General features: G+C 61.8%; 23 protein-coding genes and 1 pseudogene. 12 read left to right on the forward strand and 12 right to left on the reverse strand.

Going from position 1 to position 24848, the window contains the following annotated elements; translation table 11 throughout:
• Positions 1-19: 19 nt before the first annotated feature.
• A complete protein-coding gene (locus tag SB772_RS36310; RefSeq protein ID WP_410837940.1) occupies positions 20-2158 on the reverse strand; it encodes a protein kinase domain-containing protein in 2139 nt (712 codons plus the stop codon).
• 422 nt (positions 2159-2580) lie between these two features.
• On the opposite strand from SB772_RS36310, the gene SB772_RS36315 reads away from it, so the two are divergent.
• From SB772_RS36315 to SB772_RS36330, 4 genes are all read left to right on the forward strand, one after another.
• Positions 2581-2799 carry a hypothetical protein gene (locus SB772_RS36315; protein ID WP_410837941.1) on the forward strand — a complete coding sequence of 73 codons (219 nt, stop codon included), beginning with the start codon at positions 2581-2583 and terminating at the stop codon, positions 2797-2799.
• A 20-nt stretch (positions 2800-2819) separates the two neighbouring features.
• Positions 2820-2945 (forward strand): hypothetical protein, encoded by a 126-nt coding sequence (locus tag SB772_RS36320; protein ID WP_410837942.1) that lies wholly within the window; start codon positions 2820-2822, stop codon positions 2943-2945.
• 349 nt (positions 2946-3294) lie between these two features.
• The gene (locus tag SB772_RS36325; RefSeq protein ID WP_410837943.1) at positions 3295-3579 is read left to right on the forward strand and encodes a DUF3303 domain-containing protein; all 285 of its coding nucleotides are present in this window, start codon (positions 3295-3297) and stop codon (positions 3577-3579) included.
• Between the two features lie 41 nt (positions 3580-3620).
• Complete coding sequence (locus SB772_RS36330; protein WP_410837944.1) at positions 3621-5258, forward strand: MFS transporter; 1638 nt, start codon at positions 3621-3623, stop codon at positions 5256-5258.
• Positions 5259-5432: 174 nt separating this feature from the next.
• Here SB772_RS36330 and SB772_RS36335 read toward each other — a convergent pair whose 3' ends face one another.
• The 5 genes from SB772_RS36335 to SB772_RS36355 all read right to left on the reverse strand — a co-directional run bounded on the left by SB772_RS36335 (position 5433) and on the right by SB772_RS36355 (position 10641).
• A complete protein-coding gene (locus tag SB772_RS36335) occupies positions 5433-6131 on the reverse strand; it encodes a 4'-phosphopantetheinyl transferase family protein (protein WP_410837945.1) in 699 nt (232 codons plus the stop codon).
• A gap of 82 nt (positions 6132-6213) precedes the next feature.
• A complete protein-coding gene (locus SB772_RS36340) occupies positions 6214-7542 on the reverse strand; it encodes an MFS transporter (RefSeq protein WP_410837946.1) in 1329 nt (442 codons plus the stop codon).
• A gap of 68 nt (positions 7543-7610) precedes the next feature.
• A complete protein-coding gene (locus SB772_RS36345) occupies positions 7611-7859 on the reverse strand; it encodes a DUF2783 domain-containing protein (protein WP_410837947.1) in 249 nt (82 codons plus the stop codon).
• Between the two features lie 67 nt (positions 7860-7926).
• Entirely contained in the window at positions 7927-9636 is a 1710-nt protein-coding gene (locus SB772_RS36350; RefSeq protein ID WP_410837948.1) for an FAD-dependent oxidoreductase, read from the reverse strand.
• A gap of 45 nt (positions 9637-9681) precedes the next feature.
• A complete protein-coding gene (locus SB772_RS36355; RefSeq protein ID WP_410837949.1) occupies positions 9682-10641 on the reverse strand; it encodes an MBL fold metallo-hydrolase in 960 nt (319 codons plus the stop codon).
• Positions 10642-10910: 269 nt separating this feature from the next.
• Between SB772_RS36355 and SB772_RS36360 the strand changes: the two genes are divergently transcribed.
• The 3 genes from SB772_RS36360 to SB772_RS36370 all read left to right on the forward strand — a co-directional run bounded on the left by SB772_RS36360 (position 10911) and on the right by SB772_RS36370 (position 14449).
• Positions 10911-11774, forward strand: a complete 864-nt coding sequence (locus SB772_RS36360) for an IclR family transcriptional regulator (RefSeq protein ID WP_410837950.1) — start codon at positions 10911-10913, stop codon at positions 11772-11774.
• Complete coding sequence (locus SB772_RS36365; protein WP_410837951.1) at positions 11771-12685, forward strand: IclR family transcriptional regulator; 915 nt, start codon at positions 11771-11773, stop codon at positions 12683-12685. The genes SB772_RS36360 and SB772_RS36365 overlap by 4 nt, the downstream gene beginning before the upstream one ends.
• 225 nt (positions 12686-12910) lie before the next feature.
• Complete coding sequence (locus tag SB772_RS36370) at positions 12911-14449, forward strand: Fic family protein (protein ID WP_410837952.1); 1539 nt, start codon at positions 12911-12913, stop codon at positions 14447-14449.
• Between the two features lie 58 nt (positions 14450-14507).
• Here the strand turns inward: SB772_RS36370 and SB772_RS36375 are convergent, their stop codons facing one another.
• From SB772_RS36375 to SB772_RS36385, 3 genes are all read right to left on the reverse strand, one after another.
• On the reverse strand, positions 14508-15368 hold the full coding sequence (locus tag SB772_RS36375; protein ID WP_410837953.1) for a MurR/RpiR family transcriptional regulator: 861 nt from the start codon (positions 15366-15368) through the stop codon (positions 14508-14510).
• A 75-nt stretch (positions 15369-15443) separates the two neighbouring features.
• Positions 15444-16526: an ABC transporter ATP-binding protein gene (locus SB772_RS36380; RefSeq protein WP_410837954.1), complete on the reverse strand. Its 1083-nt coding sequence runs from the start codon at positions 16524-16526 to the stop codon at positions 15444-15446.
• A gap of 88 nt (positions 16527-16614) precedes the next feature.
• Positions 16615-17388, reverse strand: coding sequence for an SDR family oxidoreductase (locus SB772_RS36385; RefSeq protein ID WP_410837955.1), 774 nt, complete (start codon positions 17386-17388; stop codon positions 16615-16617).
• Positions 17389-17775: 387 nt separating this feature from the next.
• On the opposite strand from SB772_RS36385, the gene SB772_RS36390 reads away from it, so the two are divergent.
• From SB772_RS36390 to SB772_RS36400, 3 genes are all read left to right on the forward strand, one after another.
• Complete coding sequence (locus SB772_RS36390; protein WP_410837956.1) at positions 17776-19008, forward strand: ABC transporter substrate-binding protein; 1233 nt, start codon at positions 17776-17778, stop codon at positions 19006-19008.
• A 133-nt stretch (positions 19009-19141) separates the two neighbouring features.
• Complete coding sequence (locus SB772_RS36395) at positions 19142-20032, forward strand: carbohydrate ABC transporter permease (protein ID WP_410837957.1); 891 nt, start codon at positions 19142-19144, stop codon at positions 20030-20032.
• Positions 20029-20880, forward strand: a complete 852-nt coding sequence (locus SB772_RS36400; RefSeq protein ID WP_410837958.1) for a carbohydrate ABC transporter permease — start codon at positions 20029-20031, stop codon at positions 20878-20880. Before SB772_RS36395 ends, SB772_RS36400 begins: the two co-directional genes overlap by 4 nt.
• Positions 20881-21237: 357 nt before the next feature.
• On the opposite strand, the gene SB772_RS36405 is transcribed toward SB772_RS36400, so the two are convergent.
• Positions 21238-21627 carry a winged helix-turn-helix transcriptional regulator gene (locus SB772_RS36405; RefSeq protein ID WP_410837959.1) on the reverse strand — a complete coding sequence of 130 codons (390 nt, stop codon included), beginning with the start codon at positions 21625-21627 and terminating at the stop codon, positions 21238-21240.
• Positions 21628-21754: 127 nt separating this feature from the next.
• On the opposite strand from SB772_RS36405, the gene SB772_RS36410 reads away from it, so the two are divergent.
• Entirely contained in the window at positions 21755-21889 is a 135-nt protein-coding gene (locus SB772_RS36410; RefSeq protein ID WP_410837960.1) for a hypothetical protein, read from the forward strand.
• 201 nt (positions 21890-22090) lie between these two features.
• Here the strand turns inward: SB772_RS36410 and SB772_RS36415 are convergent, their stop codons facing one another.
• A complete protein-coding gene (locus SB772_RS36415) occupies positions 22091-23287 on the reverse strand; it encodes a hypothetical protein (RefSeq protein ID WP_410837961.1) in 1197 nt (398 codons plus the stop codon).
• 175 nt (positions 23288-23462) lie between these two features.
• Positions 23463-23624: pseudogene (locus SB772_RS36420) on the reverse strand (phosphate ABC transporter ATP-binding protein); the annotation flags it as partial.
• A gap of 270 nt (positions 23625-23894) precedes the next feature.
• On the opposite strand from SB772_RS36420, the gene SB772_RS36425 reads away from it, so the two are divergent.
• Positions 23895-24248: a glutaredoxin family protein gene (locus SB772_RS36425; RefSeq protein WP_410837962.1), complete on the forward strand. Its 354-nt coding sequence runs from the start codon at positions 23895-23897 to the stop codon at positions 24246-24248.
• The last annotated feature ends 600 nt before the right edge of the window (positions 24249-24848 follow it).

Consider the following 24848-nt stretch of genomic DNA (forward strand, 5'->3'; position numbering starts at 1 on the left):
GAATGCGCTTGCGCACGCGTCAGGGCGTGCGCGGCTTCGTCGTGATCTGCGCAAAATCGGCGACGATGCGGTCCTGACCGTACTTGCCGGCGATTTGCGCAAGACGCGTGTCGAGCGCGCGCAGATAGTCGGCGCGCGCTTCACTCTCCGGACGCGGCTTGTCGAATAGCGGCGCCGGCGTAATCAGCAACACCACCATCTCCGATCCGAACGGCTTCGAAATGATCCAGTCGCCCGCGCTGCCGATCGTCGCGGCGTAGCGCGGCGGCGCCTGATTGTCCTTGGCGCGCGGGCTCGGCACCATATGCACGACGCTGCCGTCGAGCTGGTAGTAGTCGAGGTTTACGTACGAGTCGTAAGCGGGCGTCGTCACGTCGACGACAAGCGGATCGCCTTCGCTCAACTGGCCGCCAGGCGGGCGCACATGCAGCGCCGCGACGTGGCCGCCTTGCCAGTTGCGGGACCAGTACGGAGCGAGCGCTTTGATCGTGTCGCATTTGTCGTCGGCGATCGGCTCGACTTCGAATGCGAGCGTGTCGACGCCCGGCAGTGCGGCCAGAGTGTCCTTCAGACGTGCGGCGCCGTAGCGTTGCGAGACGTAGCCGCGCACCGTCAATGCGTGGTCGTGTGCCGAACCGGCCAGCGCCGAACATGGAACCTGCGCCAGCACCGGCGCCAGCGCGGCTAACGTAAGCGCCGGCCTAGGCGCGGGCGGGGCTTGCGCGACGGACGACCCAGCGGTTGACGGTGGCTCAGGCGCGCTCGCCACCGTTGTCGTCGAAACAGGCGGCGCTACCGAAGCCGCCTGATCCGCTAAAGTCTGCGAACCCGCCGTTACCGCCGGCGCCTCGCCCTGCCGGTCCTGCGACGACCGGAACGCAAATACACCGACGACCGCCGTGCACAACACAGCCAGACTCGCGAAGCCCACCTTCACCCACATCCCCGACTTCTCGGCGCGCGCTTCGTTGTCGAACTCCGCGATGAAGCGCGTCACGCTCGGCATGCGCGTGTTGCGATCGAACGAAAGCGCCGCGCGCAACGCGCGCCACTGTTTCGCGTCGAGGTTGGCGGGCCGCTGCGGTTTGAAATCCGCACTGCGCGCCTGCGTCGCCGACAGTCGATCGAAGGGGTGGTGGCCGGTCAACAGCTCGTAGGTGATGCAGCCGAGCGCATAGATATCGTCGCGCGGGTCCGGCTCGAGATGTTCCAGCATTTCCGGACTCGCGTATGCGGGCGTCAACGCGCCGAGGCTGCCTGGATCGAAGACGGTTGCGTCGGTCTCCTCCTCCGGCCGCTGGAAGACGCGCGCGATGCCGAAGTCGATCACCTTCACTTCCGCGCTGGTCGTCAGGAACACGTTGGCGGGTTTGAAATCGCAATGCACGAAGCCGCGTTCGTGCGCGTAGGCGAGCGCGTTGCACATGCCGCGCACGATCGGCAGCGCGGCGCGCACCGGCATGCCTTTGTAGCCGGGCGTGCGCAGCAGCTGGCTCAACGGCTTGCCGGTCAGATACTCCATCGTCAGGTAGACGATCGGCCCATCGCGGTCGAAGTCGTACACCGTAATGATGTTGCGATGCGCCAGCACCTGCGCCTTGCGCGCCTCGCGTTGCAGCGCGACGAGCGAGTTCGGGTTGCCGCGGAACTGCAGGTTGAGCACCTTGATCGCGAGATACGGCTTGCGATCCGAAGCTTCGAGCTTGCGCAGATCGAGCGCCTTGTACACCGTGCCCATCCCGCCGACGCCCAGACATTCCTCGAGAACGAAGCGGTTATTCAACGTGTCGCCGGTGCCTTTGACCTGGTCGTGCCCCAGGGGGTTGATCCCACCTGCCGCGCTTGCGGCGTTCGATGAATTCGACGCGCTCGCGGAACGCGCAGACGACTCGGACGGAATCTCGATCGTCGTCTGCAGCCCGGTTTCCTCGCCGCCCGCCGCCACGTTGGAGACACGCAACTGTTCGATCCGCCGCCGCACTTCCGCGTACAGATCGTCGGGCAGGGGTGTTTTGCGATGTGCCGTGCCGAGCACCTCCAGCAGCTGCGTCGGACCGAGCCCTTCGGTCGTCAACGTGCTGTCGAGCTGAGCAACGAACTCGTCGCGTGACAGCTCGCCGCTCTGAAAGTCGCGAATCACATGCGCAAGGCTAGCCATTTTTGCGAAGCGCCGCCGCTGCCGTTGGACCGGGTCGGATGCGACCGGAGCCAGTCGGAGTAAAAAACCTGTCGTAACCAGTTACATGTGCCGCTTCGATACTAGCCCCGGACCCACGCTTTCGCAAACCAGGATTGCCCCGCTGCGGACACGCCATAGCGGTGTCGCGAGATATCCAACAGCATGCGGCACCCTGTTGGGCCCGCGCCGTCATCCGCGAATCGCGCGCTTCGCCCCGAAAGACCGGGGGCTTCTCTACTGCTGATTGTTGATATGCAGCAGGCGGGCCGCAAGCAGATTTCCTATACTGGTAAGTGCGAGGAGACCTCAGCATACCTTCGCGAGTCAACCCGGTCGGCCGCCGAACTATCGCTCCATCGAAGCGAAGCGGCGGCCGACTCGCCTTCTTCTCTGGAGCCGCCATGGCAAAGCTCGTCATCAAGGACCTCACCGACAGCGCCGAACTTGACCGTCAGGCCATGGCTGCCATTGTCGGCGGAGCCCGCATCGGTGCGCGCTCGAGTTTTGCCGCGCAACCGGCGCCAGGCTCACCGCGCATCGTCGAGTTTCCACCGGGTTTTCCCGCAGTGCACCAGGCCATCGCCGACGCGGCTGCACCGCGCAAACCGTCGCGCGGCTAGACTCCGGCTCCGACGTTCGCATGAACGGCACGCGCTCGATGCGCGTGCCGTTTGCGTTTGTTCCGTGCCAGATGAAGCATCTGCGCGGCGCCCGCTCCGCCGTCGTCAGTGTCGACAATGGCGCCCAAGGCCACGTCGATAACTGAGACATCAACACCGCCATTTTCGAAGGCCGTATCAAAGGATCCTTCCTGTAGGACGCGCGAGACGCCCGTAATTGGAAACAAATGACCTCTCCACGCTTTTTTCGCGGAGGGGTCATTATTTAATAGGCCTATTGAATGTCCGCGTGCGTCGACGATGGCCGCCGCCCCGTCAACTATGATGGTTAAGACGCCACGTGGTCTTATGACGCTCGCGAACAGCGCACACTGTTCTGCTTGCGGCGTGCTGGCGCAGAAGTGTCGCGACACGCGTCATACATAAGCGCCGCGCAACGCTTGCGATGGCAGCCCGCCACGAGCCGGCATCGCCAATTCACATTGGAGATCCGCAATGAAATTCATCGTGCAATGGAATGGACTGCCGTCGGCGGAACTGCCCGTGATTGAGCGCTTCATGAAAACCGGCGGCAAGCCACCGGAAGGCGTCAAATTGCTCGGGCGCTGGCACGCAACGGGCGGGTTGCATGGCGTCGCGATCGTCGAAGCGGACGATACGCGCCCGCTCGCGACAATGGCGCTCGAATGGGGCGATCTGTTGTCGATGACCATCTCACCGGCAATGACGGACGAAGACCTGGGTGCTGTATTGGCCGCAGATCAGGCAGCTCGCCAATAAACATACCAATACGTCCGCCTTCACTTTCTGTGGAGCATGTCATGACACCGGATCGCGCTACGCCGCTTCCCAACGGACAGTTGCTGCCGTTTCGCGAATCGCTGCTGGCAATGCTCGGCATCGCGTTCGTGGCGATGCTGGTCGCGCTCGACCAGACCATCGTCGGCACCGCGCTGCCGCGCATCGTCGCGGATCTGAAGGGCTTCGACCTGTACGCGTGGGTCGCGACGTCGTACATGCTGGCGTCTGTGATCACGATTCCGATCTTCGGACGCCTCGGCGATCTGTTCGGCCGCAAGCCGTTTCTGATCGCCGCCATCGTGCTGTTCACCTGTGCGTCGGTGCTGTGCGGGGTCGCCACCAGCATGCTGTTCCTTGTGATCGCGCGCGGCGTGCAAGGCATCGGCGGCGGCATTCTGATCGGCACGGTATTCGCCACCGTCGCCGATCTGTTCCCCAATCCGAGGCTGCGACTGCGCTGGCTGGTGTTCGTGACGTCCGCGTTCGGCGTCGCCAATATGGTCGGCCCGACGCTCGGCGGCATGCTGACGCAATACAGCGGCTGGCGGCTGGTGTTCTTCGTCAACGTGCCGGTCGGTCTGGTGTCGCTGCTGTTCGTGCAGCGCTTTCTGCCGCCGCTGCGTCACTTGCGGCGTAGCGGCCCAGTGCGGCTCGACTGGCTCGGCGCATGCGTACTCGCCGTCACATTCGGTTCGCTGCAATTGCTGATCGAGTTATTTCCAAGGCAAGGCGTCAGCACGATGACTGTGGTGTTGAGCGCGGTGGCGGCGATCTGCGGGCTGACGCTCTGGTTATGGGAGCGACGCATCGGCTACCCGATCATTCCAGTGGACATCCTGATGGATCGCAAGCTCTCCCCGCTGCTGGCAATGTCTGTGCTCGGCGGTTTTGCACTGTTTTCGCTGGTGTTTTATGTGCCGCTGCTGTTTCAGGGCGGCTATGCCATGTCCGCGCACGACTCGGGCATGCTGATCACGCCGTTGCTGCTCGGCACGACCATCGGCAGCGTGGTGAACAATCGTATCGTCACACGAATCCGTCGCGCGAATGCGATCATGTACGCCGGCTTCGCACTATCCGCGCTCGCGTGTTTGAGCGTGGTCGCTCTCAAGGGCAACGAGCCACATCTGATCTGGATGTCGTGCATGGGTATTAGCGGACTCGGACTCGGTCTGGTGGCGACTAGCCTGACGATCTGTTCACAACAAATCGTCGCGCGCGACCATCTTGGCGCAGCCACCGCACTGCTGCAATCGCTACGTACGTTCGGCGGCATGCTTGGAACCGTGACGACGGGGGCGTTGCTCGGGCATCTGTACACGCGCGGCGTGCATCGATCGCTGGATTCGTATCAGGCGACGCAGTGGTTCAAATCGTTCGCGAGCCCGGAGTTGCTAGTGGACCGCGCGGAACAGGCGGCGTTGATCAATCGTCTGGTGAGTGCCGGCCATGCCGGCGATGCAATGATGAATTCCGCGCGCGACGCGCTGGTGCAGTCGATTCATATCGGCATTCTGGTGGCGGGCGCGGCTGCACTGATCGGTCTGTGCCTCGCGTGGTTCGTGCCGCCCGTGAGGATCACTTATCCGGAAGCCGACCTGCTGACGGGCGCGCAGGCGGAAGCAGACGCGTTGCCGCCGAGAAGCAACGCGCTTTAAGAAAGATCCCGCGGCGCACGGATCAATCCATCAACACCGCCGTCCGACGAGCAGGTGTGACACATCGCGCGGACTCGGGCGCCGCGCAACTGCCTCTGCGCAGGTGCAGGCGTTTGGCTGGGCGAAGGCTTTGGTTTTTGGCGCAGGCGTGTAGATTCCTCAGGTCGCGCCGGTTTATCGCGCGAACGCTGAGACCGACCACGCCACACATGCGGCATAATCTTCCGGCGCAGCAATCCAGCGCGCTGCAATGTCGCGCATGTCGTCCGGGATATGATTGCGCAGCGTCACCTGTGCACTGTCGCGCGGCTGCACCGTCAGATGCTGCAAACCGCGTGCGATGCCTGCACCGGTTGTCTTAACGAGCGCTTCTTTAGCGACCCAGGCATCGTAAAACGCGGCGATTTGCTGCGCGGCGTCCAGGCGCTCGATCCACGCCGCTTCGCTTTCATCGAGCGTCAACGACGCAATCGTGCGCCAATCGAATGCGTCGCTGTGCTGTTCGATATCGACGCCGACACGCCGGCAAGGCGACATCGCGATAAGTCCATGCGCGCCCGCATGCGACACGTTGAAATCGAATGTGCCGGAATCGGCAATATAGGGACGGTGGCTTGCATCGAACGTGAAGCGCACGGCGTGCGCCGCGACGCCAAGATGCCGCGCGAGTTGCGCACGCAGCGCCACGCGCACCGTCGCGAAACGAAGCGCGTCCTCGTGACGGCGAAAAGCTCGTGCTCTGGCGCGCTCGTCGTCGCTGAGCGGCGCGAAGGCGACGTCGTCCAACGACGCATCGAAAGCGAAATCGACCCGCCACAACGAAATGTCGGACGGGCCTTCATGCGGTAAGGGAACGGGTTCGACGAAATGCATTGCTGAATTCAGGCGTCACACGTGAGGTCGCAAGACAATAGCGCGACTGTACCCGATATGACGTCGAAACCCGTTCGATCTTTTAGACACCCCTGGTTTCTTCAGGCACGCCGAGCAGCAACGCGACACCGCTGACGAACAGCAGCGCGGTCAGCAGATACAACGCATTGTCCATGCTGCCGGTATGCGTCTTGATCTGGCCGATCACCCACGGGCTGACGATTCCGCTCGTGATACCGATGCTGCTGATCAGTGCAATCCCGGCCGCCGCGGCCGTACCCGACAGATAGCCCGACGGCACGGTCCAGAAAATCGGCAGCGCCGCGAAGATCAGCACGGCGGCCAGCGACAGAATCGCGAGCATGGCCGGGAAACTGCTCAGATGCAGCGTCAATAGCGAAAGCGCGATGCCGCCGCCAATCGTGCAAACCGCAAAATGCCGGCGGCGTTCGCCGCGACGATCCGAGTGGCGCGCAATCAGAATCAGACCCACCGCGCCGACGGCGTTCGGAATCACCGTATAAAGACTGATCGCCAGCACGTCGTGAATGCCGAAGTCGCGAATCATCAGCGGCATCCAGAAATTCAGCGTCAGCGATGCGCAGGTCAGCGAGAAATAGATGAACGCGAACAGATAGACCCGGGGATTGCGCAGTGCGTGCATGAAAGCGCGCGACGAATGCGCGTCCGTCGATGGACGGCGGTCCTCATCGCGCTGCGCAATCAGTTGCGCTTTCTCGGCTGCGTCGAGCCACTTTGCATGCTGCGGCCCGTCGACCAGATAAAACGCGGCGAGCAGACCGAGCACGATGGCCGGTGCGCCTTCGATCACGAACATCCACTGCCAGCCGAATAGCCCCATCACGCCGCCCATGTCGCGCATGATCCAGCCGGACACGAGACCACCGAGCACCCCCGCCACCGCGACGCCCGCAAAGAAAATCGACAGCACCGCCGCGCGCCGCCGCGCCGGATACCAGTAGGTCAGATACAGCACGATGCCGGGAAAGAAACCCGCTTCGAACACGCCGAGCATGAAGCGCAACAGGTAGAAGTGCGTGGGCTTCGACACCAGCATCATGCCGACCGATGCGATACCCCAAAGCAGCATGATCCGCGTGAAGGTACGGCGTGCGCCGAAGCGCGCGAGCAACAGATTGCTCGGCACTTCGCACAGCACGTAGCCGACGTAGAAGACCGCTGCGCCGAGACCGTACATCGCGTCGCTGAAACCGAGGTCGTGCTTCATCTGCAACTGCGCGAAGCCGATATTGATGCGGTCGAGAAACGACACCACGTAGCACAGGAACAGAAACGGAATGATCCGCAGCGAGACCTTGCGATACAGCAGGTCGTCTTGCACGGCGGTAGATGCACCCGGTTCGAGCGCGGGGACGAAAGATTGGCTCATCGGTTTTCTCCAAACGTGAGGGTCCAACGGACCCGATGGGTCCGGCGTCTGATGCGCCGCGTTTTTTTCTACTGGAACGGTATGCGGCGGTGTTGGTGCGCCGCGCCGCCGCGAGCCGGGGCGTCGGCCGCGCCTTCACGGGCGTACCGGATTGCTTCGACCAACGTCGCGTGATCGCCGATATGGTTGGCGAGCAGCAGAATCAGTTGCGCATTGGCGGACTGGCTTTGCGCGTCGTCCAGATCGCGATGCATGTCGATCAGCGCCTCGTAGAAATCGTCGGGGCGGGCGAGATTGGGTTGCGTGTTCAATGTCATGACTGTCTCCTGCTATTTTTTTGCCGATGCGCGGTGGGTGGCGGGTGGCCTGAGGCCCATCGCGCGTTCAGGCCGTGCCTTCGACGCACAATGCCCGCTTCAATGCATCTTCCACCGCACTCGCATCGAATTGCCGCCAACGCGCACAGACATGCTGGTCCGGACGAATCAGATAGAACGTACCGGGCGTCGCGTCGTAGCGCGCCGTTGCAAGGCCTTCGGCGTCGTGCACGACGTTCGCGCCCTGAGCCACCGCCGCCCGCGCATCGCCATTCGTGACGACGACGAGATTCAGCGGAATCGGTCCGGCGCGCAATGTGTCCAACGCAGCCAGCGCCGCTGAATCCACAGCTTGCGAGCCGCAGAACAACATGCCGGTGAATTGCTCGCCGAGTTGCGGCAACAGCCATGCCGGTTGCCCTGCTGCCAGTACCGGCGCATCGACGCACGGCGCGCCCGGCACCATCGGGCCTTCAAAGCAGTCGCTGTCCGCTGTATTCAGCGGAGAATCACGCAGCACCGCCGGCACCGACAAGCGGCCGCTATTCGTCAACTGCCGTGCAAACGCGTGCTTGCGCGAGAGCTTCAGCACAGCGTCGCGGAACACGCGGCTCACGGGGCTCTTCGGCGTGATGAAATCGGTCGAGCGCGTGGAATTGCGGATGTTTTCGTCGGCGGCGAATTCGCGCTCGCTGGCGTAGGTATCGAGCAATACGTCGGACGCTTTGCCGGCGAGCACCATCGCCAGTTTCCATGCGAGATTTTCGGCGTCCTGCACGCCGCTGTTCGCGCCGCGCGCGCCGAACGGCGACACGCCATGCGCCGAATCGCCCGCGAACAGCACGTTGCCGTGCCGGAAGCTGTCCATCCGCAGACACGAAAACGTATAGACGCTGACCCATTCCAGTTCGAACTTCGCGTCAGGTCCAAGCAAGGCGCGCACGCGCGGAATCACCCGTTCCGGCGTTTTTTCCAGCACAGGATCGGCATCCCAGCCCAACTGAAAATCGATCCGCCACACGTTATCCGGCTGACGATGCAACAGCACCGACTGATTCGGATGAAACGGCGGATCGAACCAGAACCAGCGCTCGGTCGGGAAGTCCGCTTCCATTTTCACGTCGGCGATCAGGAAGCGGTCCTTGAACGTGACGCCCTTGCTGTCGAGTCCCATCAGATTGCGAATCGGACTGCGCGAGCCGTCGGCGGCCACCACATAACGGCCGCGCAACGGATACGAACCGTTGGGCGTCTCCACCGTCAGCATGACGCTTGCGTCCTCGGTGCCCGGCGCGCCGTTCTGCTGCACGCCGACTACCTTGCTCTTCCAGCGGATCTCGATATTAGGCAAGGCCTGCGCGCGTTCGAGCAGGAAGCCTTCGACGTAGTACTGCTGCAGGTTGATGAACGCGGGCCGGTGATGGCCCGCTTCCGGCTGGAGATTGAACGTGTACACCAGTTCATCTTTCAGGAACACCTTGCCGACATTCCAGCTGATGCCCTTGTCCACCATCCGCTGCCCACAGCCGAGCCGGTCGAAGATATCGAGCGAGCGCTTCGAAAAGCAGATCGCCCGCGAACCGGTCGACAACGAACAGTCATCGTCGACCAGCACGACCGGCACGCCGTGCTGCGCGACATCGATCGCGGTAGCGAGGCCCACCGGGCCCGCGCCGACCACGATCACGGGATAGGCCGCCTGCTCCGCGCCGCCTGGTTCGCGCTGTTCCCGGCACGGCTTATATTCGAACGACAGCGTCTGGTAGTCGATGCTCATCTTGTGTCTCCGTCCATCTCTGCTCTGCGGTACGCTTTTTTCTGATCAGGCTTGCAGCGCGTCCCACATTTCCTTGTCACGCTGCGCGGTCCAGATGCGCGGATGCGTGATGCCGCTCGCTTCGTCGAACGCACGCGAGACATCGAACGGCAGGCAGTGCTCGTAGATGAACACGTGGCCGAACTTCGGGTCCATCGCCTTGCGCGTGTGCGCCATCGCGGCCTTCAGATCGAGCTTCTGTTCGACGGCTTCGCGGCCCTGTTGCAGCAGCGTGGTGACGAAGTCCTTGGTGTAGTCGAGGCCCTTGTTAACGTCTTCCGGCGTGGTCAATGCAGGACCGCGGCCCGGCACGAGCTTCTCGGCGTTCAGCGCGCGCAGCGCTTCGAGCGTGGCCGGCCATTGTTCGAGTTGCGCGTCGCCGCAATAACACGCCGCGTCGTACTCGACCAGGTCGCCGGAGAACAGCACCTTCTGCGACGGCAGCCACACCACCGTGTCGCCCTTCGTATGGCCCGCGCCCAGATGCGCGATGCGCACTTCGAGCTTGCCGAGGAACAGCGTCATTTCCTTTTCGAACACGAGGCTCGGCCACGTCAGGCCCGGCACCGTTTCGACACCGGCGAACAGACGCGGGAAGCGTTCGATTTCCGACTTCATGTCCGCTTCGCCGCGCTCGACGATCATCTCGTACGTGCCGCGGCTCGCGATCACCTGCTGCGCGCCTTCCGCGAAATACGCCGACGCGCCGAGCACGCGCACCGCGTGGTAGTGCGACAGCACGACGTACTTGATCGGCTTGTCAGTGACGCTGCGAATCTTTGCGATGAGGTCTTGCGCCATGGCCGGCGTGGCGGTGGTGTCGACGATCAGCACGCCGTCGTCGCCGATGATCACGCCCGAGTTCGGATCGCCTTCGGCGGTGTACGCATAGGCGTTCTCCGACAGCTGCGTCCACGTGACTTTTTTGACTTCCAGGTCGGCCTGGGATGCGAATGCCTTTGCCATGCTTGTCTCCCTCAAAAGTTGGACGTGAGGCGAGACGGCCGGCTGCGCGCGCCTGGCTGCGCAGGCTGACTGTGTTGAAGGCTTGTCTCGCCCCGATTTGACTCTGTGACTGCACCGGTATGTCGGGGTGAATGCATCTTATGGCCCGGCCAGATTATTTGTCAATAGCGAAATGTATCGCTATACGCAAATTTCAAAGCGCCTAAGATGATGACAAGGAGGCGCCGGCCTTCGTTTAACATGAACCCTTTTTACGAACGGGCACGGGTGTGAGCAAAGCAGCAAAATCGGGCGCGGGCAAGGCCAAAGCCGCCACCGGCGGCGAACCGGCGGACGGTGGCAAGACCCAACGCGGCATTCAGAGTGTCGAAGTGGGCGGCCGCGTGCTGCTGGCGCTCGCGCAGGCGCGCACGCCACTGGCGCTGTCCGATCTCGCCGTCAGTGCGCAAATCGCGCCGGGACAGGCGCATGCCTATTTGGTGAGCCTGAGCCGGCTGGGTCTGATCAAGCGCGACGCGCTTTCCGGCCGCTACGAACCGGGCCCCCTGTCGCTACGCCTCGGCTTGCTGCATCTGGAAAACCAGCCGGCGTTCCGCGCCGCCGTACCGCGCGTGGCCGCGTTGGCCGAGGCGATTGGTTTCAGCGTTGCGATCTGCATTGCCGGGCCGCAGGGGCCGACCATCGTTCGATACGAGCACGCGGGCTTTCCGTTGCACGTGAATCTGCATGTGGGCACGGTGATGTCTCTGCCTGCCACGTCCACCGGACGTGTGTTTTGCGCTTATCTGCCGCGCGCGACGCTGGACGGCATGTGGGCGAACCAGTCCGGCGCCGCCGATAACCCGATGACGCCACCCGGCGAGCGTGCAGCGTTCGAAGCGGCGCTTGCCGGGATCCGCGCACACGGGCTCGAGTGCAGCGTCGACGTGCCGAGCCCGGGAATCAGCAGCCTGAGCGCGCCGGTGCTCGATGCCGACGGCCGGCTATGCCTCGCACTGACGGTCATCGGCTCGACCGGTGCGATCGACGTGGCCGCCGACGGCCCGATCGCGCGGGCGCTGCTCGCCGCGGCTCGAGACATCCGCGCCGAACTCGCCGCGACACCTTCCCTGCTCGCTTCGTCCGCATCGTGACCGACGCTCCCGACACCTCGAACGGCGTCTTCGCCGATGTGAAACCGCAGCGCGGCATCCAGTCGCTCGACAGCACCGGCGAATTGCTCGCCGCGCTGGTCGCGGCGGCTAGGCCATTGACGTTGCGCGATCTGGCGGCCGCCGCGGGCATGCCGCCTGCCAAGGCCTTTCCGCATCTGGTCAGCCTGCTGAAGATCGGTTTGCTCAATCGCGACGCGTCGGGTTGTTTCGAAGCCGGTCCGCTCGCGCTGGAGCTTGGCTTGATCGGCTTGCAACGCTTATCGCCGGCGCGCGAAGCCGAACCGGAAGTGGTCGAACTGGCCGCGTCGACGGGAATGAGCGTCGCGATGGCGGTGCTCGGGCCGCTCGGGCCGACCGTCGTGCGTCTGGAAGAATCGACGCGGCCGCTGCACGTGAGCTTGCGGGTCGGCACGGTGATGTCGCTGGTGAACACGGCGATCGGCCGCGTGTTTTCTGCTTACGTCGCGGACGACGTGCGCAATGGCTTGCTGGCGCAGGATCACTTGCGGCTGGCGGGAGCGGACAAGACAGAGATTTTTGCAGGGAAGGCGGCGGCGACGGTGACGGCGGCTGAGGTTCCGACAACGACCGCAGGCGGCAAAAACGCTGCGCCATCGCTGCCGCAGCTGACAAAATCCTACGCTCAGCGCCTCGCGCAAATCCGCGCGGACGGCATCGATACCGCATTGAGCCGGCCGGTTCCGGGCATCAATACATTGGCTGCGCCGGTGCTGGACCATACCGGCAGCATCTGTCTGGTGCTGGCGTTGATGGGGCCGACCGGCAGCTTCGATAGCGAGCTGGCGGGCGGGCCGGCACAGACGCTGCGCGCGGCGGCGTTGAGGTTGTCGCGGCGGTTCGGGTGGATGGCGGTGGCGGCCGGGACCTAAAAAAGCCGCCTCAACCGGGGACAAGTAATCGTTTTTTCCAAAAACCACCACTTTGTAATCGTTTTGCGAGCCGAATAATCGAAACGATGCGCAGACGCCGTATAATCGTTTTTTTAAAAAACATACGTTTTATAATCGTTTTGCGTGCCGAGTAATCGAAACTGAGCGAAACTGAGCAAAACAACGTGTCCTCGCGCGCGTCCCAGCCACCCCGGATCGAAAATCATGCCGCAGATCGGTTATCAATGGCTATCCAACACGTACGGCGTCGTACCGGTCCACCCGTTCGCCGTTCAGAGCGAAATCGGCCGGACTCGCTCAACGTCCACCGACGGCGACATCCGCCGCGAGGTTTACCCCGAGCCTTATCGCCCGGCCGCCAGCCTGACCGATAACCTGACTTTCGCCTTCCGGCACGAGGGCATTCATCTGGAATTCCTCGCACGGCTCTATGCGCTGCAACCCGTGCGCCATGAAATGGAGGCATGGATCGCCCGCGAACCCACCGGCGCGTACGCTCGCCGCGCCTGCTTCTTTTATGAGTGGTTGATGCCGGAGCCGCTAAACGCGCCGGGCGTCTCCCGGGGAAACTATGTCGACGCGTTGAATTCCGAGGAATTCATCGTAGGCACGCCGGTCAACAACGCGCGTTGGCGCGTGCGCGACAATCTGCCGGGCAATCGGGATTTTTGCCCGGTGATTCGACGAGTCGAAGCGGTTCAGCGCGCCGAAGCTTACGACCTTGCCGCCCCGCTTGCCGAACTGGAAGCGGCCTATGGCATCGATCTGATCTTGCGCAGCGCCGTCTGGCTGACGGTCAAAGAGAGCCGCGCGAGCTTTCTGATCGAACACGAACAGGACAAAGAGGATCGAATCCGCCGCTTTGCCGCGGTCATGGAAAGTGAATGCGGACAGCATGCCAATCCGTTCGACGCTGAAACGCTCGACGTCTTGCAACGCGGCATCCTCGGGCAGTCAGCCCTGCGTTACGGCACCCGCCGCTCCCCGGTGTATGTGGGACACATCGCCCGCTATCAACCGGTGGTCGACTACATCGCACCGCATTGGGAACAAATCGAAACGATACTGGCAGGGCTTAGCCGCTTCCTGGAACGTACGGCAGGGGGGGCGCCGATCGTGCGCGCTGCAGCGGCGTCGTTCGGCTTCGTCTACGTCCACCCCATGGCCGACGGCAACGGTCGCATTTCGCGCTTCCTGATCAATGACATTCTGCGTCGCGACGGCGCGGTGCCTGCACCTATTATCTTGCCGGTGTCCGCCTCGATCACTCACAGCACGCGTGATCGTGCCGCTTACGACAAAGTGCTCGAACGTTTTTCGCGCCCGTTGATGAAACACTATGCGGACCAGTACACGTTCGGTAAGACCGAGATCGCAGAAGACGGTGTCGAATACAACCTGCACTTTCGCGCCTATGACGATGCGCTGCCCGCTTGGCGCTACCCTGATCTGACCGCACACGTCATCTATCTTGCCGACGTGATCGACGTGACGCTAACGCATGAAATGCGCGCCGAAGCGCGCTTTCTGCACGCGAACGACAAAGCACGGCGTGCAATCAAGGAATTTCTCGAAGCGCCGGACAACGATCTGGACAGCATCATTCGCAGCGTCCGGCAGAACGGCAATAGCGTGTCGAACAACTTGCGCAAGCGCTATCCGCTGCTCGACGATCGGCCTGCGTTGAGTACGCAAATCGTGCAGGCTATTACTGAAGCATTTTCAGACGAGAACAACATCTAGGCCCTTTCCCCACTCCAGCCGCCATTCATCGCGGGGTTCCTGAAACGGACGATCTCGCTCAATCCCTCGCCGCCTCCGGCTCATGCGACAAGCGCGCCTTCGCATGGCGCATCTTTTCGAGCGTCTTCGGACCAAGCTTAAGCGCGACGCCGATCGCCAGCGCATCCATGATGCAAAGATGCACGAGCCGCGACACGCCCGGCGTATTCGGATCGATCTGGCTCGGCACGCGCAGCAGCAACGGAATATCGACGAGCCACGCGAGCCGCGAGCCCACGTTGGTTAGCGCGATGGTGGTCGCGCCACGCTCCTTGGCGATCTGGATGCTTTCGTTCACTTCGACGCTGCGGCCCGCATGCGAAATCGCGAAGGCCACGTCACCCGGTTCCATCAGCCCGGCGTAGAGGCGTTGCAGATGACCATCGGTAAAAGCGGTCGCGGCGATATCGAGCCGTAAAAACCGCAGCGCCGCGTCTTGCGCGACCAACCCCGAGCCCGATCCAACGCCGAAGAAAAACACCCGCCGCGCGCTCGCCAGCGCCGCAATCGCGCTTTCGACCACTGCGGGATCGAGGGCGCCGCGCGCATGCGTGATACCGTCGACGGCCGCTTCGCCGACCTTGTCCATCAGCGTCTGCACATCGTCGTCGCGCGCAACCGCAGTAGACGCGTACGGCAAACCGCCCGCCACGCTCTGCGCCAGTTGCATCTTGAAGTCGCGCAGCCCATGCGCGCCGATCGCGCGGCAAAAGCGCGTGACCGAAGGTTCGGAGACATCCGCGCGCTGCGCAAGCTCGGTGATGCTCGCGCGCATGGCGAAGTCGACGTCGCTCAGCACCATGTCGGCGACCTTGCGCTCGGCGGGCCGCAAGTTGGCCAGTGCGCCGCGAATGTGGGGAATCAAGTTCGGTGCGGACACCCGGTGTTCCTTAAGGGTTAAATGAATCCGCGTCGCGTCGCAGCTTCAATCAGCTTCAGTCGGGCAACACGCGGTTCAGACAAGCCTGCGTCCACTCTCCGTATCGAACAGATGAATATGTTCGGCCGGCAGGCGCAGCGTCACGCGCTGACCCGGCTCGATCTTCGAGCGCTGGCGGGTCGTCACGCACCACGTGCTGCCGCCTATTTTCCCGTACAAGTGGGTCTCCGCGCCAGTCGGCTCGACCACTTCGACTTCCATTTCGGCGTCCGGCGTCTGCGCCAACGTCTCGATGTGTTCGGGCCGCACGCCGAGCGTCACCTTGGCGCCGACAATTGCCGAAGCCGGCGCGCCCTCCAGAACAATCTCGCCACCGTCGTCGAGTTTCAACGCGAGACCTTGTCCTTGCGTTCGGTTCACCAGCACGCCTTCGGCGAAATTCATCGACGGCGAGCCGAGGAAACTGGCAACGAACAGATTCGCCGGATGGTCGTACAGTTCCAGTGGCCGGCCGATCTGTTCGATGCGCCCCGCGTTCATCACGACGATGCGGTCGGCCATCGTCATCGCTTCGATCTGATCGTGCGTGACGTAGATCACCGTATTCTTCAGACGCTGATGCAGCGCCTTGATTTCCGTGCGCATCTGCACGCGCAGCTTCGCGTCGAGATTCGATAGCGGTTCGTCGAACAGAAACAGCGACGGCTCGCGCACCACCGCGCGGCCCATCGCCACGCGCTGCCGCTGACCGCCGGACAGCGCACGCGGCAAGCGATCCAGGTAGCCGCCGAGATTCAGCATCTTCGCGGCGGCTTCGATCCGCGGCTTGAAGCTCGCCGACGACTCCTTGCGAATCCGCGGCCCGAACGCGATGTTTTCGTAGACGGACAGATGCGGATACAGCGCGTAGCTCTGGAACACCATCGAGATATTGCGCTGCTGCGGCGCAAGGCTGTTCGCACGCGTGCCGCCGATCATCAGATCGCCGCCACTGATCTCTTCGAGACCCGCCACCATGCGCATCAACGTGCTCTTGCCGCAACCCGACGGGCCGACCAGCACGACGAACTCGCCGTCGTCGATGTGCAGATCGATGCCGTGCACCACCTGCGTGTCGCCGTAGCGTTTGAAGATGCCGCTCAGTTGCACTGCTGCCATGCTGTCCTCATCGTCATTCTGTGGTGCCGCCGTGTTGTCGCGCTTCATCGACGCGAAGCACGCGCCGCGTTGACCTGTTCAAAGCGGTTCAAAGCGTTTCGAGCGTCAGTTCTTCGGCCATCAGACGGTTGCCTGCCATCAAGCCGCCGTCGACCGGCAGCGCGACGCCGGTGATCACGCGCGCCATCGGCGACGCGAGAAACAGCACCGCGTCGGCGATGTCGTCGGGCGTGGCGAAGTCGCGCAACGGATACCACTTCTTCAGATCCTCGAAGACCTGCGGATTCTTGTCGACCCGCGCCTGCCACGCCTGCGTCTTCACGGTGCCCGGACAGACGATGTTTGCGCGAATGCCGTAACGGCCCAGTTCGAGCGCCAGCGCCTTGGTGTAGCTGATGAGGCCGGCCTTCGCCGCGCTGTACGCCGGATGACCGAGCGCGGCCATGCCGTTCACGGAGCCGATCAGCACCAGCGCGCCCTTTTGCCGTTCGATCATCGACGCGCGCACCGCTTCCACCGTGTGATACGTGCCGTTCAGATTCAGATGAATGTCGCGTTGCCAGCTGGCGGCGTCCGTCGTGGCAAGCGTCAGGCCTTCGGCTGCGCCCGCGTTCGCGACCAGCACATCCACCGGACCGCGTGTCTTGACCGCATCGGCAACTGCTTGCTTAACCGCTTCGGCGTCGCCGAGATCGACGGCGATCGGTGTGACATGCGCGTCACCTGACTGTGAAGTCAAAGCGCCGAGCGCGTTCGCGTCGATATCGAGCGCCAGCACCGTATCGCCCTGCTCCACGAAGCGCTTGCACAACACGCTGCCGATTCCACCGCAAGCACCGGTTACCAACACTACGCGATTCATATCCGCCCTCGTTCCTGAAGCTGATTGCCGTAGCCGGTCCGGCGTGTAAATTTCCTACAAATCTGTTACCGACGCAGTTGTCTAGTCATCCCGAAAATTGGGTATCCGTTTCTTCGCGTCGTGCAAAATACTCCTGCTTTACAGCATCTTATGCACAAAACCGGCTGAAAAAAAATATCGCAGACCCTACGTGACAAGCTATTTTTCGTCATGTAGGATTTTTTCAAACAATTCAACCCACGCGGCCGGCGACGGCAGCAGACCACCCCCACCATCGTTGGATGGGACCGGAGTAAGTGCTGTGCATGGGACCAGAGTAACGCGCTGACGCGCTAACTCTGGTCGACAGCTAAAGCGCTAACTCCGATCGACACAGGAGAGAGAGAAATGTCGTTGCATGCCCGTGCTTCCCTCGCGCTCGGCAAAGTTGCCGTGGCGCTCGCGTTTGCAGGTATCGCCGTCGCGGCTCACGCCGATACGGTCCGCGTCACCGTCGCGCATTACAGCGATGCCACCGCGCCGTACTTCGAAAAGATGGCCCGAAACTTCGAGAAGGCCAATCCCGGCACGACCATCAAGATCGAAGACGTGAACTGGGACACGCTGCAACAAAAGCTGCAAACGGACATTTCCGGCGGCGCCAACGCCGACCTGGCGATCGTCGGCACGCGCTGGCTGCTCGACTTCGTGAAGGACGACGTCGCCGAACCGCTCGACAGCTACATGGACCCGAGCTTCAAGGGCCGCTTCATCGGCCCGTTCCTCGCCCCGGGCGAGATCAACGGCAAGGTGTACGGCCTGCCGATTGCAGCTTCCGCGCGCGCGCTCTACTACAACAAGGACCTGCTCGCGAAGGTCGGTTATCCCGACGGCCCGAAAACCTGGAATGACGTGATCGAGGCGTCGAAGAAACTGAAGGCGCAGGGCATTGCCGGCTTCGGTCTGCAAGGCAAGGAAATCGAAACCGACGTCTACTATTACTACGCGCTGTGGACCAACGGCGGCGACGTGGTCGGCAAGGACGGCAAGGCAGCGTTCAGTTCGCCGGCCGGCATCAAGGCGGCCACGCTGTACAAGACCATGATCGACCAGGGGCTGACGCAACCGGGCGTCACCGGCTTCAGCCGCGAAGACGTGCAGAACCTGTTCAAGCAGGGCCGCGTCGCGATGATGATCTCCGCGCCCTTCCTCGCCAAGCAGATCAAGAAAGAGGCGCCGAACCTGAAGTACGGCATCGATCCGATCCCGATGGGCACGACGCACGCCACCTATGCGGTGACGGACTCGATCGTGATGTTCAAGAACTCGAAGGTGAAGAAGTCGGCCTGGAAGTTCCTCGACTATCTGTTCACGAAGGAACCGCGCGTCGAGTTCACGACCACCGAAGGCTTCCTGCCGACCACCAAGGCTGAGGCGACCGATCCGGCGTTCAACGATCCGGACACCAAGGCCTTCGTCGCGCTGCTGCCGACCGCCCACTTCGCGCCGACCGTGACCGGTTGGGAAGACACCGCGAAGGCCGTGTCCGATGCAATGCAGTCGATCTACCTGGGCAAGGCGAAGCCCGCCGATGCGTTGACTGCAGCGGCGGCGCAAGCGAACAAGTCGCTCGGCCATTGATCTCGACGTAGTTCGCTGAACACGGAACGCGCGCTGCCGCTGCTAAGGCGGCGCGCGTTTTGGTCGTAATGCACTATCCGGCCCATCCCGCCGCGCCAGCTTTTACGCCGGCGCGTCCTACGATCGAGCACGCATGAGCCGTTCCGCTTCTTCGCGCCTGCAAGCGCCCTGGTTGCTGATTGCGCCGAGCCTGGTGTTGGCGCTATTCATCATCAGCTATCCGATTTTCAACATCGTGTGGCAATCGCTGCACGAAGTCTCGCGCTTCGGTGCGATTCGCGATTTCACCGGTTTGCAGAACTTCTACACGATCTTCGGCGACCCCGCATTCCTCGCCGCCGCCAAACGGACGATCGTCTGGACCGTCTGTGTGGTGGGCGGCACGGTGCTGACTTCGGTGCCGGTCGCGCTGGTGCTGAATCAGGATTTTTATGGACGCGGCGTCGCCCGCACGATCGTGATGCTGCCGTGGTCCGTCTCGCTGACGATGACCGCCGTGGTCTGGCGCTGGGCTTTCAACGACGACTACGGCATGGTCAACGTCACGTTGCAGCGGCTCGGATTCATCAGCGGTCCGATTCATTGGCTCGCTACACCGGAGCTCGCGTTTCCGGTGGAGATCGCGGTCGGCATTCTGGTCTCGATTCCTTTTACGGTGACGATTCTGCTTGGCGGTTTGTCGTCGATACCGGGCGATATCTACGAAGCTGCGCGCATGGACGGCGCCAGCGCCTGGCAGCAGTTTCGCAAGCTGACGCTGCCGCTGATGCGGCCGTTCGTCAACATGGCGATTCTGCTGAACGTGATTTACGTGTTCAATTCTTTTCCGATCATCTGGGTGATGACGCAAGGCGGCCCCGACAACGGCACGCATATTCTTGTCACGTATCTTTATGAGCTGGGTTTCCGACTGGGACGTCCCGGCGAAGCCGCTGCGGTGTCGCTGATCATGCTCGTCATGCTGTTTGTTTTCTCGATCGCCTATCTGCGCCTGCAGCCCGCCAAAGAAGGAGAGCCGTCATGAGTCTCAGCGTCAAGATGAAGCGCTCGCTGTGGTGCTGGCTCGCGCTGTCGCCGCTGGTTGTGGTGGTGCTGTTTCCGTTTGCGGTGATGTTGTTTACTGCTTTGAAGCCGGCTTCCGAAATCTTTGTGTATCCGGCACGGTGGTTGCCGGTGCATTGGCAGTGGAGCAACTTTGTCGATATGTGGGTTGCGGCTAATTTTGGCGTGGCGCTGAGGAATAGCTGCGTGATCAGCTTCCTGTCGACCGCGTTGGCGTTGGCGGTGAGCTTGCCGGCGGCTTATGCGTTGGCGAGGTTTCCGTTTCGCGGGAAGGGGTTGTATTCGCAGTTTTTGCTGGTGACGCAGATGTTGTCGCCGATTTTGCTGGTTGTCGGCTTGTTCCGGCTCGCGGCGATGATTCCTTATGGGGATGGGAATCTGGTTGACTCCAGGATCGGGGTCATCGTTTCTTATGCGGCGTTTAATATCGCGTTCGCGGTGTGGATGTTGTCTTCTTACTTTCAGACTGTGCCGCGGGATCTCGAGGAGTCGGCGTGGTTGGAGGGGTGCGGCAGGACCAAGGCTGTTTTTAAGGTGTTCTTGCCGTTGGCCGTGCCTGCGATTGTTGTTACTGCGATCTTTACTTTTATCAATGCGTGGAATGAGTTTGCGGTGGTCTATACGTTGATTCGGTCGCCGGAGAATAAGACTCTCACCGTGCAAGTGACCGATATGGTGGCCGGGAAGTATGTCGTCGAGTGGCATCTGGTGATGGCCGCTACCCTCTGCGCGACGTTGCCCGTTTCGATTGTGTTTGCGTGGTTGCAGCGGTTTTTGGTGAAGGGGTTGGCGTTGGGGGCGGTGAAGTAGGTTTGGGCGGGAGGCGCTACCGGAGTCGGCCTGCCACCGCGAAACTATTCTGACGAACCAGCTCCGCAGTCCAGCGTTATCCGTGACCTAGCCTGTCAAGCAGTTCCAGTCGAGGTTTGCGGATGATATTCGGTGCCGACATTCCGGCATCGGCACGTTTGCGGACGAAGTGCGGTGGCTCATTAACTGGCAGTTTCGGCCTATGAGCGGGCATCCTGGACCGACGACTTTCTGGGGATCGAGCGGGGCCATAGCCCGCCGCGCGGGCAACAGCCCTCGAAAGACCCGGGCTCACGTCGTACGCCGCGAGCACCAGGTCGATTTCGGGACGGCAAAGCGCGTGCGCGGCGAGTCGTGCTATCCCCTTGTCCGAAACGCCTCCCGTGCGGCCAACATCGCCGGCCGGTTTTCCCGCGCCCACTCAGCGAGCGCTTTCAACGGCGCGATCAAACTGCATCCGAGTTCTGTCAACTCGTAGTCCACGCGGGGTGGAATCGTTGGATACATTGTGCGGGTGACCAACCCGTCCTGCTCCAGGCCTTTCAGGGTCAGCGTGAGCATGCGCTGCGAAATCCCTTCGACGCGGCGATGGATCTCGTTGTAGCGGATCGGTCCTTTTGACAAGGCGCCCACCACCATCACCGTCCATTTGTCGCCGATGCGAGCGAGCGTCTCGACTTCCGCCTTGCAAGCCTCGTGCGGGTTCGACGCTTCTGAGGCACGAACAGCTGTGTTCGTATCGACCATAAAAGTGCCTCCTTGTTGAGATCGGCGGTAGAGCCCACTATATCTCAACGAACAATTTGTTCGTATCGACCAGGACGCGCGCAATCAGCCTCGTTGAACCTTCCTCCCCAGCTTGCAGGAGTACCCCATGACCGAACAGCAACAACCCTGCATCGGCATCGTGATCGGCTCGACCCGAGAGGGCCGCTTCGGCGAAAAGCCCGCGGCGGCGGCGACCGGCTCCTCGCCGTCTGGTTGCGGATGCTTAAACGGGTTATCCTGAGTACTACTTATGGCCGATTTCCTCCCGGCGCGGCTGGCCGTAGCCGCCCTCAACCAACATACGCTGGGATTGTCTAGCCGCTTCTTTGCATCGAGAGTTCTGCGTGCCTTGCGGCAAGAAAAAGTCGACAAACGTGCACGCCCGCTGAAGGCCGCAAAAGCCTTGGCCTTTGCGGCCTTCAGCGCCCGTCAATCCAACGATCTAGGGCTGCGGGACAGCGGTTCGATTCGCCGGTACGATCTGCGGCTGGAAGGAAAAGACTTCACGGGTGCGATCGTCGACGAACACTTTCAACCAATGGACGTCGTTGTTTCCGTTCGCCTGGTTGTCACCGAAGGTTTCGACGCGGACAAAATTCTCGAGCCGCCTGCCTTGCGCGTCAAGGAAAGGTCGATCGATGCGGAAGTAGTGGGAATCGCCATGGACATAGGCAACGGGTTTCCTGAAGGCGATAACCTCGTCACGCAGTGCAAGCAGGAAGTCCTTGAAACCGTCGGGAGTCGGGCCGGGATATGCGGGGTCCGAGCTGGGCAGCATGTCGTTTTCGACCAGCGTCTTTGGATCGCGAGTCGGCGCGCGTGTAGCGTCGGAATTGTCCCAACCAGGATCGGCTTGTGAGATGAACATGATGGCCGAAGCGTTGTGCGCTACCGCCTCCCGGAACGTCTGCTGCATCCAGAGAATATCTGCGTGGTTCCGCGCCGCAAATTCCGCCTGGTCGGGTTTTGTGTCGCAAAGGTTGTTGCACGACCCCTGAATGTTGAGCGTCGCATATACGACACCGTTCACGGTCCAGCGGCGATTCTCGACACAACTTGCGAGGTGACTGGCATTGTCCAGGCAAAGCCGGTCCATCTGCACCTCCTGAAGAATCGGACGCTGCCCCAGCGAATAGGAGGAACTGAAGAAGACCTGGCGCTCGTGATCGAGCCTCTCCCTGGAGGAAAACCCTCCGTTCGACACACGGTCGCAGTCTGTCCAGTCGTTATCACCGGGAGTAAACATCGCTGCCGACTTTAAGGCGTTGAAGTACCCGAGCGCCTGCACGTAGAGAGCGTCGCTGCAAGTCGTCGGCGTTGCCGACCCGGACGTGGCGTTGCCAGCCTTGAGATCCCCATCATGGACGGTGAACGCGAGTTTCTGCGAGTTCATGTCGGTGATCAGATTCGGTACACCGAACTGTGCTTGCGTGTCGGAGTACGGCAAATCGCCCCAGAGCCCGATCGCGTACGCTCGGCTTTCGCTATTCCCGTCATCATTGCTGGCAAACGAATCAGCGGTAGGCCAAATCGCCGAGGCGACCGCTACTACTACCCAAGCGATGTTCCGTAACGATCGCCACCATTTCGCATTCGATTCAGTCCGCAAGCCAGACAAGGTACACCGATCTTTTGTCATCTTTAGCTCCTTTGATCATGGCGCGAATTGCGCGTCCTGAAGTGAACACGCTGCATATGACAGTTGCGTGTCGTCGACCGCGATTCGCCTTTGGATGCTATGAACTGTCGGCAGAAACAACCCAACCAGGTCGAGAAAGAGACGGACAACCTGCGGGTTGGCGGCAACGGCGAGGTTAGCCGAAGCAACCGCTCACATAGTCTTCGGTCTCCTTGCGCTTCGGACGGACAAACATTGTCTCCGTATCGCCGAATTCCAGCAGTTCACCAAGGTACATGCAGGCCGTGTAATCGGAACAACGCGCCACTTGCTGCATGTTGTGCGTGACGATGTGGACGGCGATCCGTTGCCGCGATCGCCATTCCAAGCGACGGGTGACGGCTGATTACTCCGGTTGCGACCGGTTCGGCATGCGGCCGTCCCTTGGCGAGTCGGACACGGCCTCTCGACAAATCCTTTCGTCTGGTCTTTTTGTGGCCGGTTCCCAACCACCAGGCCGGCTCGGGTCGTTCGCTGCCCATCGCGATCGCCGTAGTTAGGCTGGGAGCAGTCCGATCTTGGAAAGAGTAGACTTGCCCGCTCCCATTCGCCGCTCAAGGTAGTCTCTATGTTGATGAAAGCCCTGCGTGTCGGTCTCGGCCAGTTGATTTTACTCAGCGACGCCATCAGTCGCCCGCGCCCGCAACGTCGCGCGGCTCAAGGTCAGGCGATTGTAGAAAAAGAAACGGCGGGGCTATCGTTGTATCAGTTCCATGCGTGCCCCTTCTGCGTCAAGACCCGGCGCGCCCTGCATCGTCTGAATGTGCCGATGACGCTGCACGACGCCAAAAACGATCCCATCGCACGGGATCGTTTGCTCGCCGGCGGTGGCAAGATTAAAGTGCCTTGCCTGCATATTCAGGAAGAGGGACAGTCCAGTCGCGCTGGTTGTATGAGTCCAACGCTATCATTGCCTATCTAGAACGACGCTTCGCCGGAATCGCGTGATCCGTCGCGCGCAGCCGTGAGGTTTTTATGCAAGCGCCGGCTCGAGTTCGCTCCGTGGCATCGAGCTGAGTTGCCTGTGGCTCCGGAATCCAACTAACATCAGCGGGATGAAATGGGCCTGGGTTCGGTTTATGCCGCTCCCTCAAGGGTCGCCTGTCGTTCAGGGTTACGACGCCTGCCCACACGCGCCGCGGCACACTCACGGCCATGTGAATGAGGGCAGACGTCGAATAACCCGTAACGACTGCCGCCCCGAAGCGACCCGAAACCGTTCGCAACCGTTCGTTATCCACGCAATCACGGTACCGGTGCGCTTCGTCGTTTAATCCAACATTGGGACTGCACGTACGCGAGCATCGAGAGCCGTAAAAAAAGCCCGCCGGAGGAGTGGCTGGGCAGGGCATTTGAATCCAAACCCCTGTGACAAGTCCAGATGATTATGCAGGATAACGAACTACATTGACTGGACCAACTGCCTGGACCTCGACAATGTGCTCCCCTGTCATGAAGCTATCGATCCAGATCTGAACCGAATCCTGTTGCCGGAAATGCTCATTCGCATGCCAGAACCGAC

The organism is Paraburkholderia sp. SIMBA_030, assembly GCF_046535245.1.
GTDB lineage: Bacteria > Pseudomonadota > Gammaproteobacteria > Burkholderiales > Burkholderiaceae > Paraburkholderia.

What these genes read in the sequence shown, in the direction of transcription:
- SB772_RS36310 (WP_410837940.1), bottom strand. Translation starts at nt 2,158, where the DNA reads ATGGCTAGCCTTGCGCATGTGATTCGCGACTTTCAGAGCGGCGAGCTG.
- SB772_RS36315 (WP_410837941.1), top strand. Translation starts at nt 2,581, where the DNA reads ATGGCAAAGCTCGTCATCAAGGACCTCACCGACAGCGCCGAACTTGAC.
- SB772_RS36320 (WP_410837942.1), top strand. Translation starts at nt 2,820, where the DNA reads ATGAACGGCACGCGCTCGATGCGCGTGCCGTTTGCGTTTGTTCCGTGC.
- SB772_RS36325 (WP_410837943.1), top strand. Translation starts at nt 3,295, where the DNA reads ATGAAATTCATCGTGCAATGGAATGGACTGCCGTCGGCGGAACTGCCC.
- SB772_RS36330 (WP_410837944.1), top strand. Translation starts at nt 3,621, where the DNA reads ATGACACCGGATCGCGCTACGCCGCTTCCCAACGGACAGTTGCTGCCG.
- SB772_RS36335 (WP_410837945.1), bottom strand. Translation starts at nt 6,131, where the DNA reads ATGCATTTCGTCGAACCCGTTCCCTTACCGCATGAAGGCCCGTCCGAC.
- SB772_RS36340 (WP_410837946.1), bottom strand. Translation starts at nt 7,542, where the DNA reads ATGAGCCAATCTTTCGTCCCCGCGCTCGAACCGGGTGCATCTACCGCC.
- SB772_RS36345 (WP_410837947.1), bottom strand. Translation starts at nt 7,859, where the DNA reads ATGACATTGAACACGCAACCCAATCTCGCCCGCCCCGACGATTTCTAC.
- SB772_RS36350 (WP_410837948.1), bottom strand. Translation starts at nt 9,636, where the DNA reads ATGAGCATCGACTACCAGACGCTGTCGTTCGAATATAAGCCGTGCCGG.
- SB772_RS36355 (WP_410837949.1), bottom strand. Translation starts at nt 10,641, where the DNA reads ATGGCAAAGGCATTCGCATCCCAGGCCGACCTGGAAGTCAAAAAAGTC.
- SB772_RS36370 (WP_410837952.1), top strand. Translation starts at nt 12,911, where the DNA reads ATGCCGCAGATCGGTTATCAATGGCTATCCAACACGTACGGCGTCGTA.
- SB772_RS36380 (WP_410837954.1), bottom strand. Translation starts at nt 16,526, where the DNA reads ATGGCAGCAGTGCAACTGAGCGGCATCTTCAAACGCTACGGCGACACG.
- SB772_RS36385 (WP_410837955.1), bottom strand. Translation starts at nt 17,388, where the DNA reads ATGAATCGCGTAGTGTTGGTAACCGGTGCTTGCGGTGGAATCGGCAGC.
- SB772_RS36390 (WP_410837956.1), top strand. Translation starts at nt 17,776, where the DNA reads ATGTCGTTGCATGCCCGTGCTTCCCTCGCGCTCGGCAAAGTTGCCGTG.
- SB772_RS36395 (WP_410837957.1), top strand. Translation starts at nt 19,142, where the DNA reads ATGAGCCGTTCCGCTTCTTCGCGCCTGCAAGCGCCCTGGTTGCTGATT.
- SB772_RS36400 (WP_410837958.1), top strand. Translation starts at nt 20,029, where the DNA reads ATGAGTCTCAGCGTCAAGATGAAGCGCTCGCTGTGGTGCTGGCTCGCG.
- SB772_RS36405 (WP_410837959.1), bottom strand. Translation starts at nt 21,627, where the DNA reads ATGGTCGATACGAACACAGCTGTTCGTGCCTCAGAAGCGTCGAACCCG.
- SB772_RS36410 (WP_410837960.1), top strand. Translation starts at nt 21,755, where the DNA reads ATGACCGAACAGCAACAACCCTGCATCGGCATCGTGATCGGCTCGACC.
- SB772_RS36415 (WP_410837961.1), bottom strand. Translation starts at nt 23,287, where the DNA reads ATGACAAAAGATCGGTGTACCTTGTCTGGCTTGCGGACTGAATCGAAT.
- SB772_RS36425 (WP_410837962.1), top strand. Translation starts at nt 23,895, where the DNA reads ATGTTGATGAAAGCCCTGCGTGTCGGTCTCGGCCAGTTGATTTTACTC.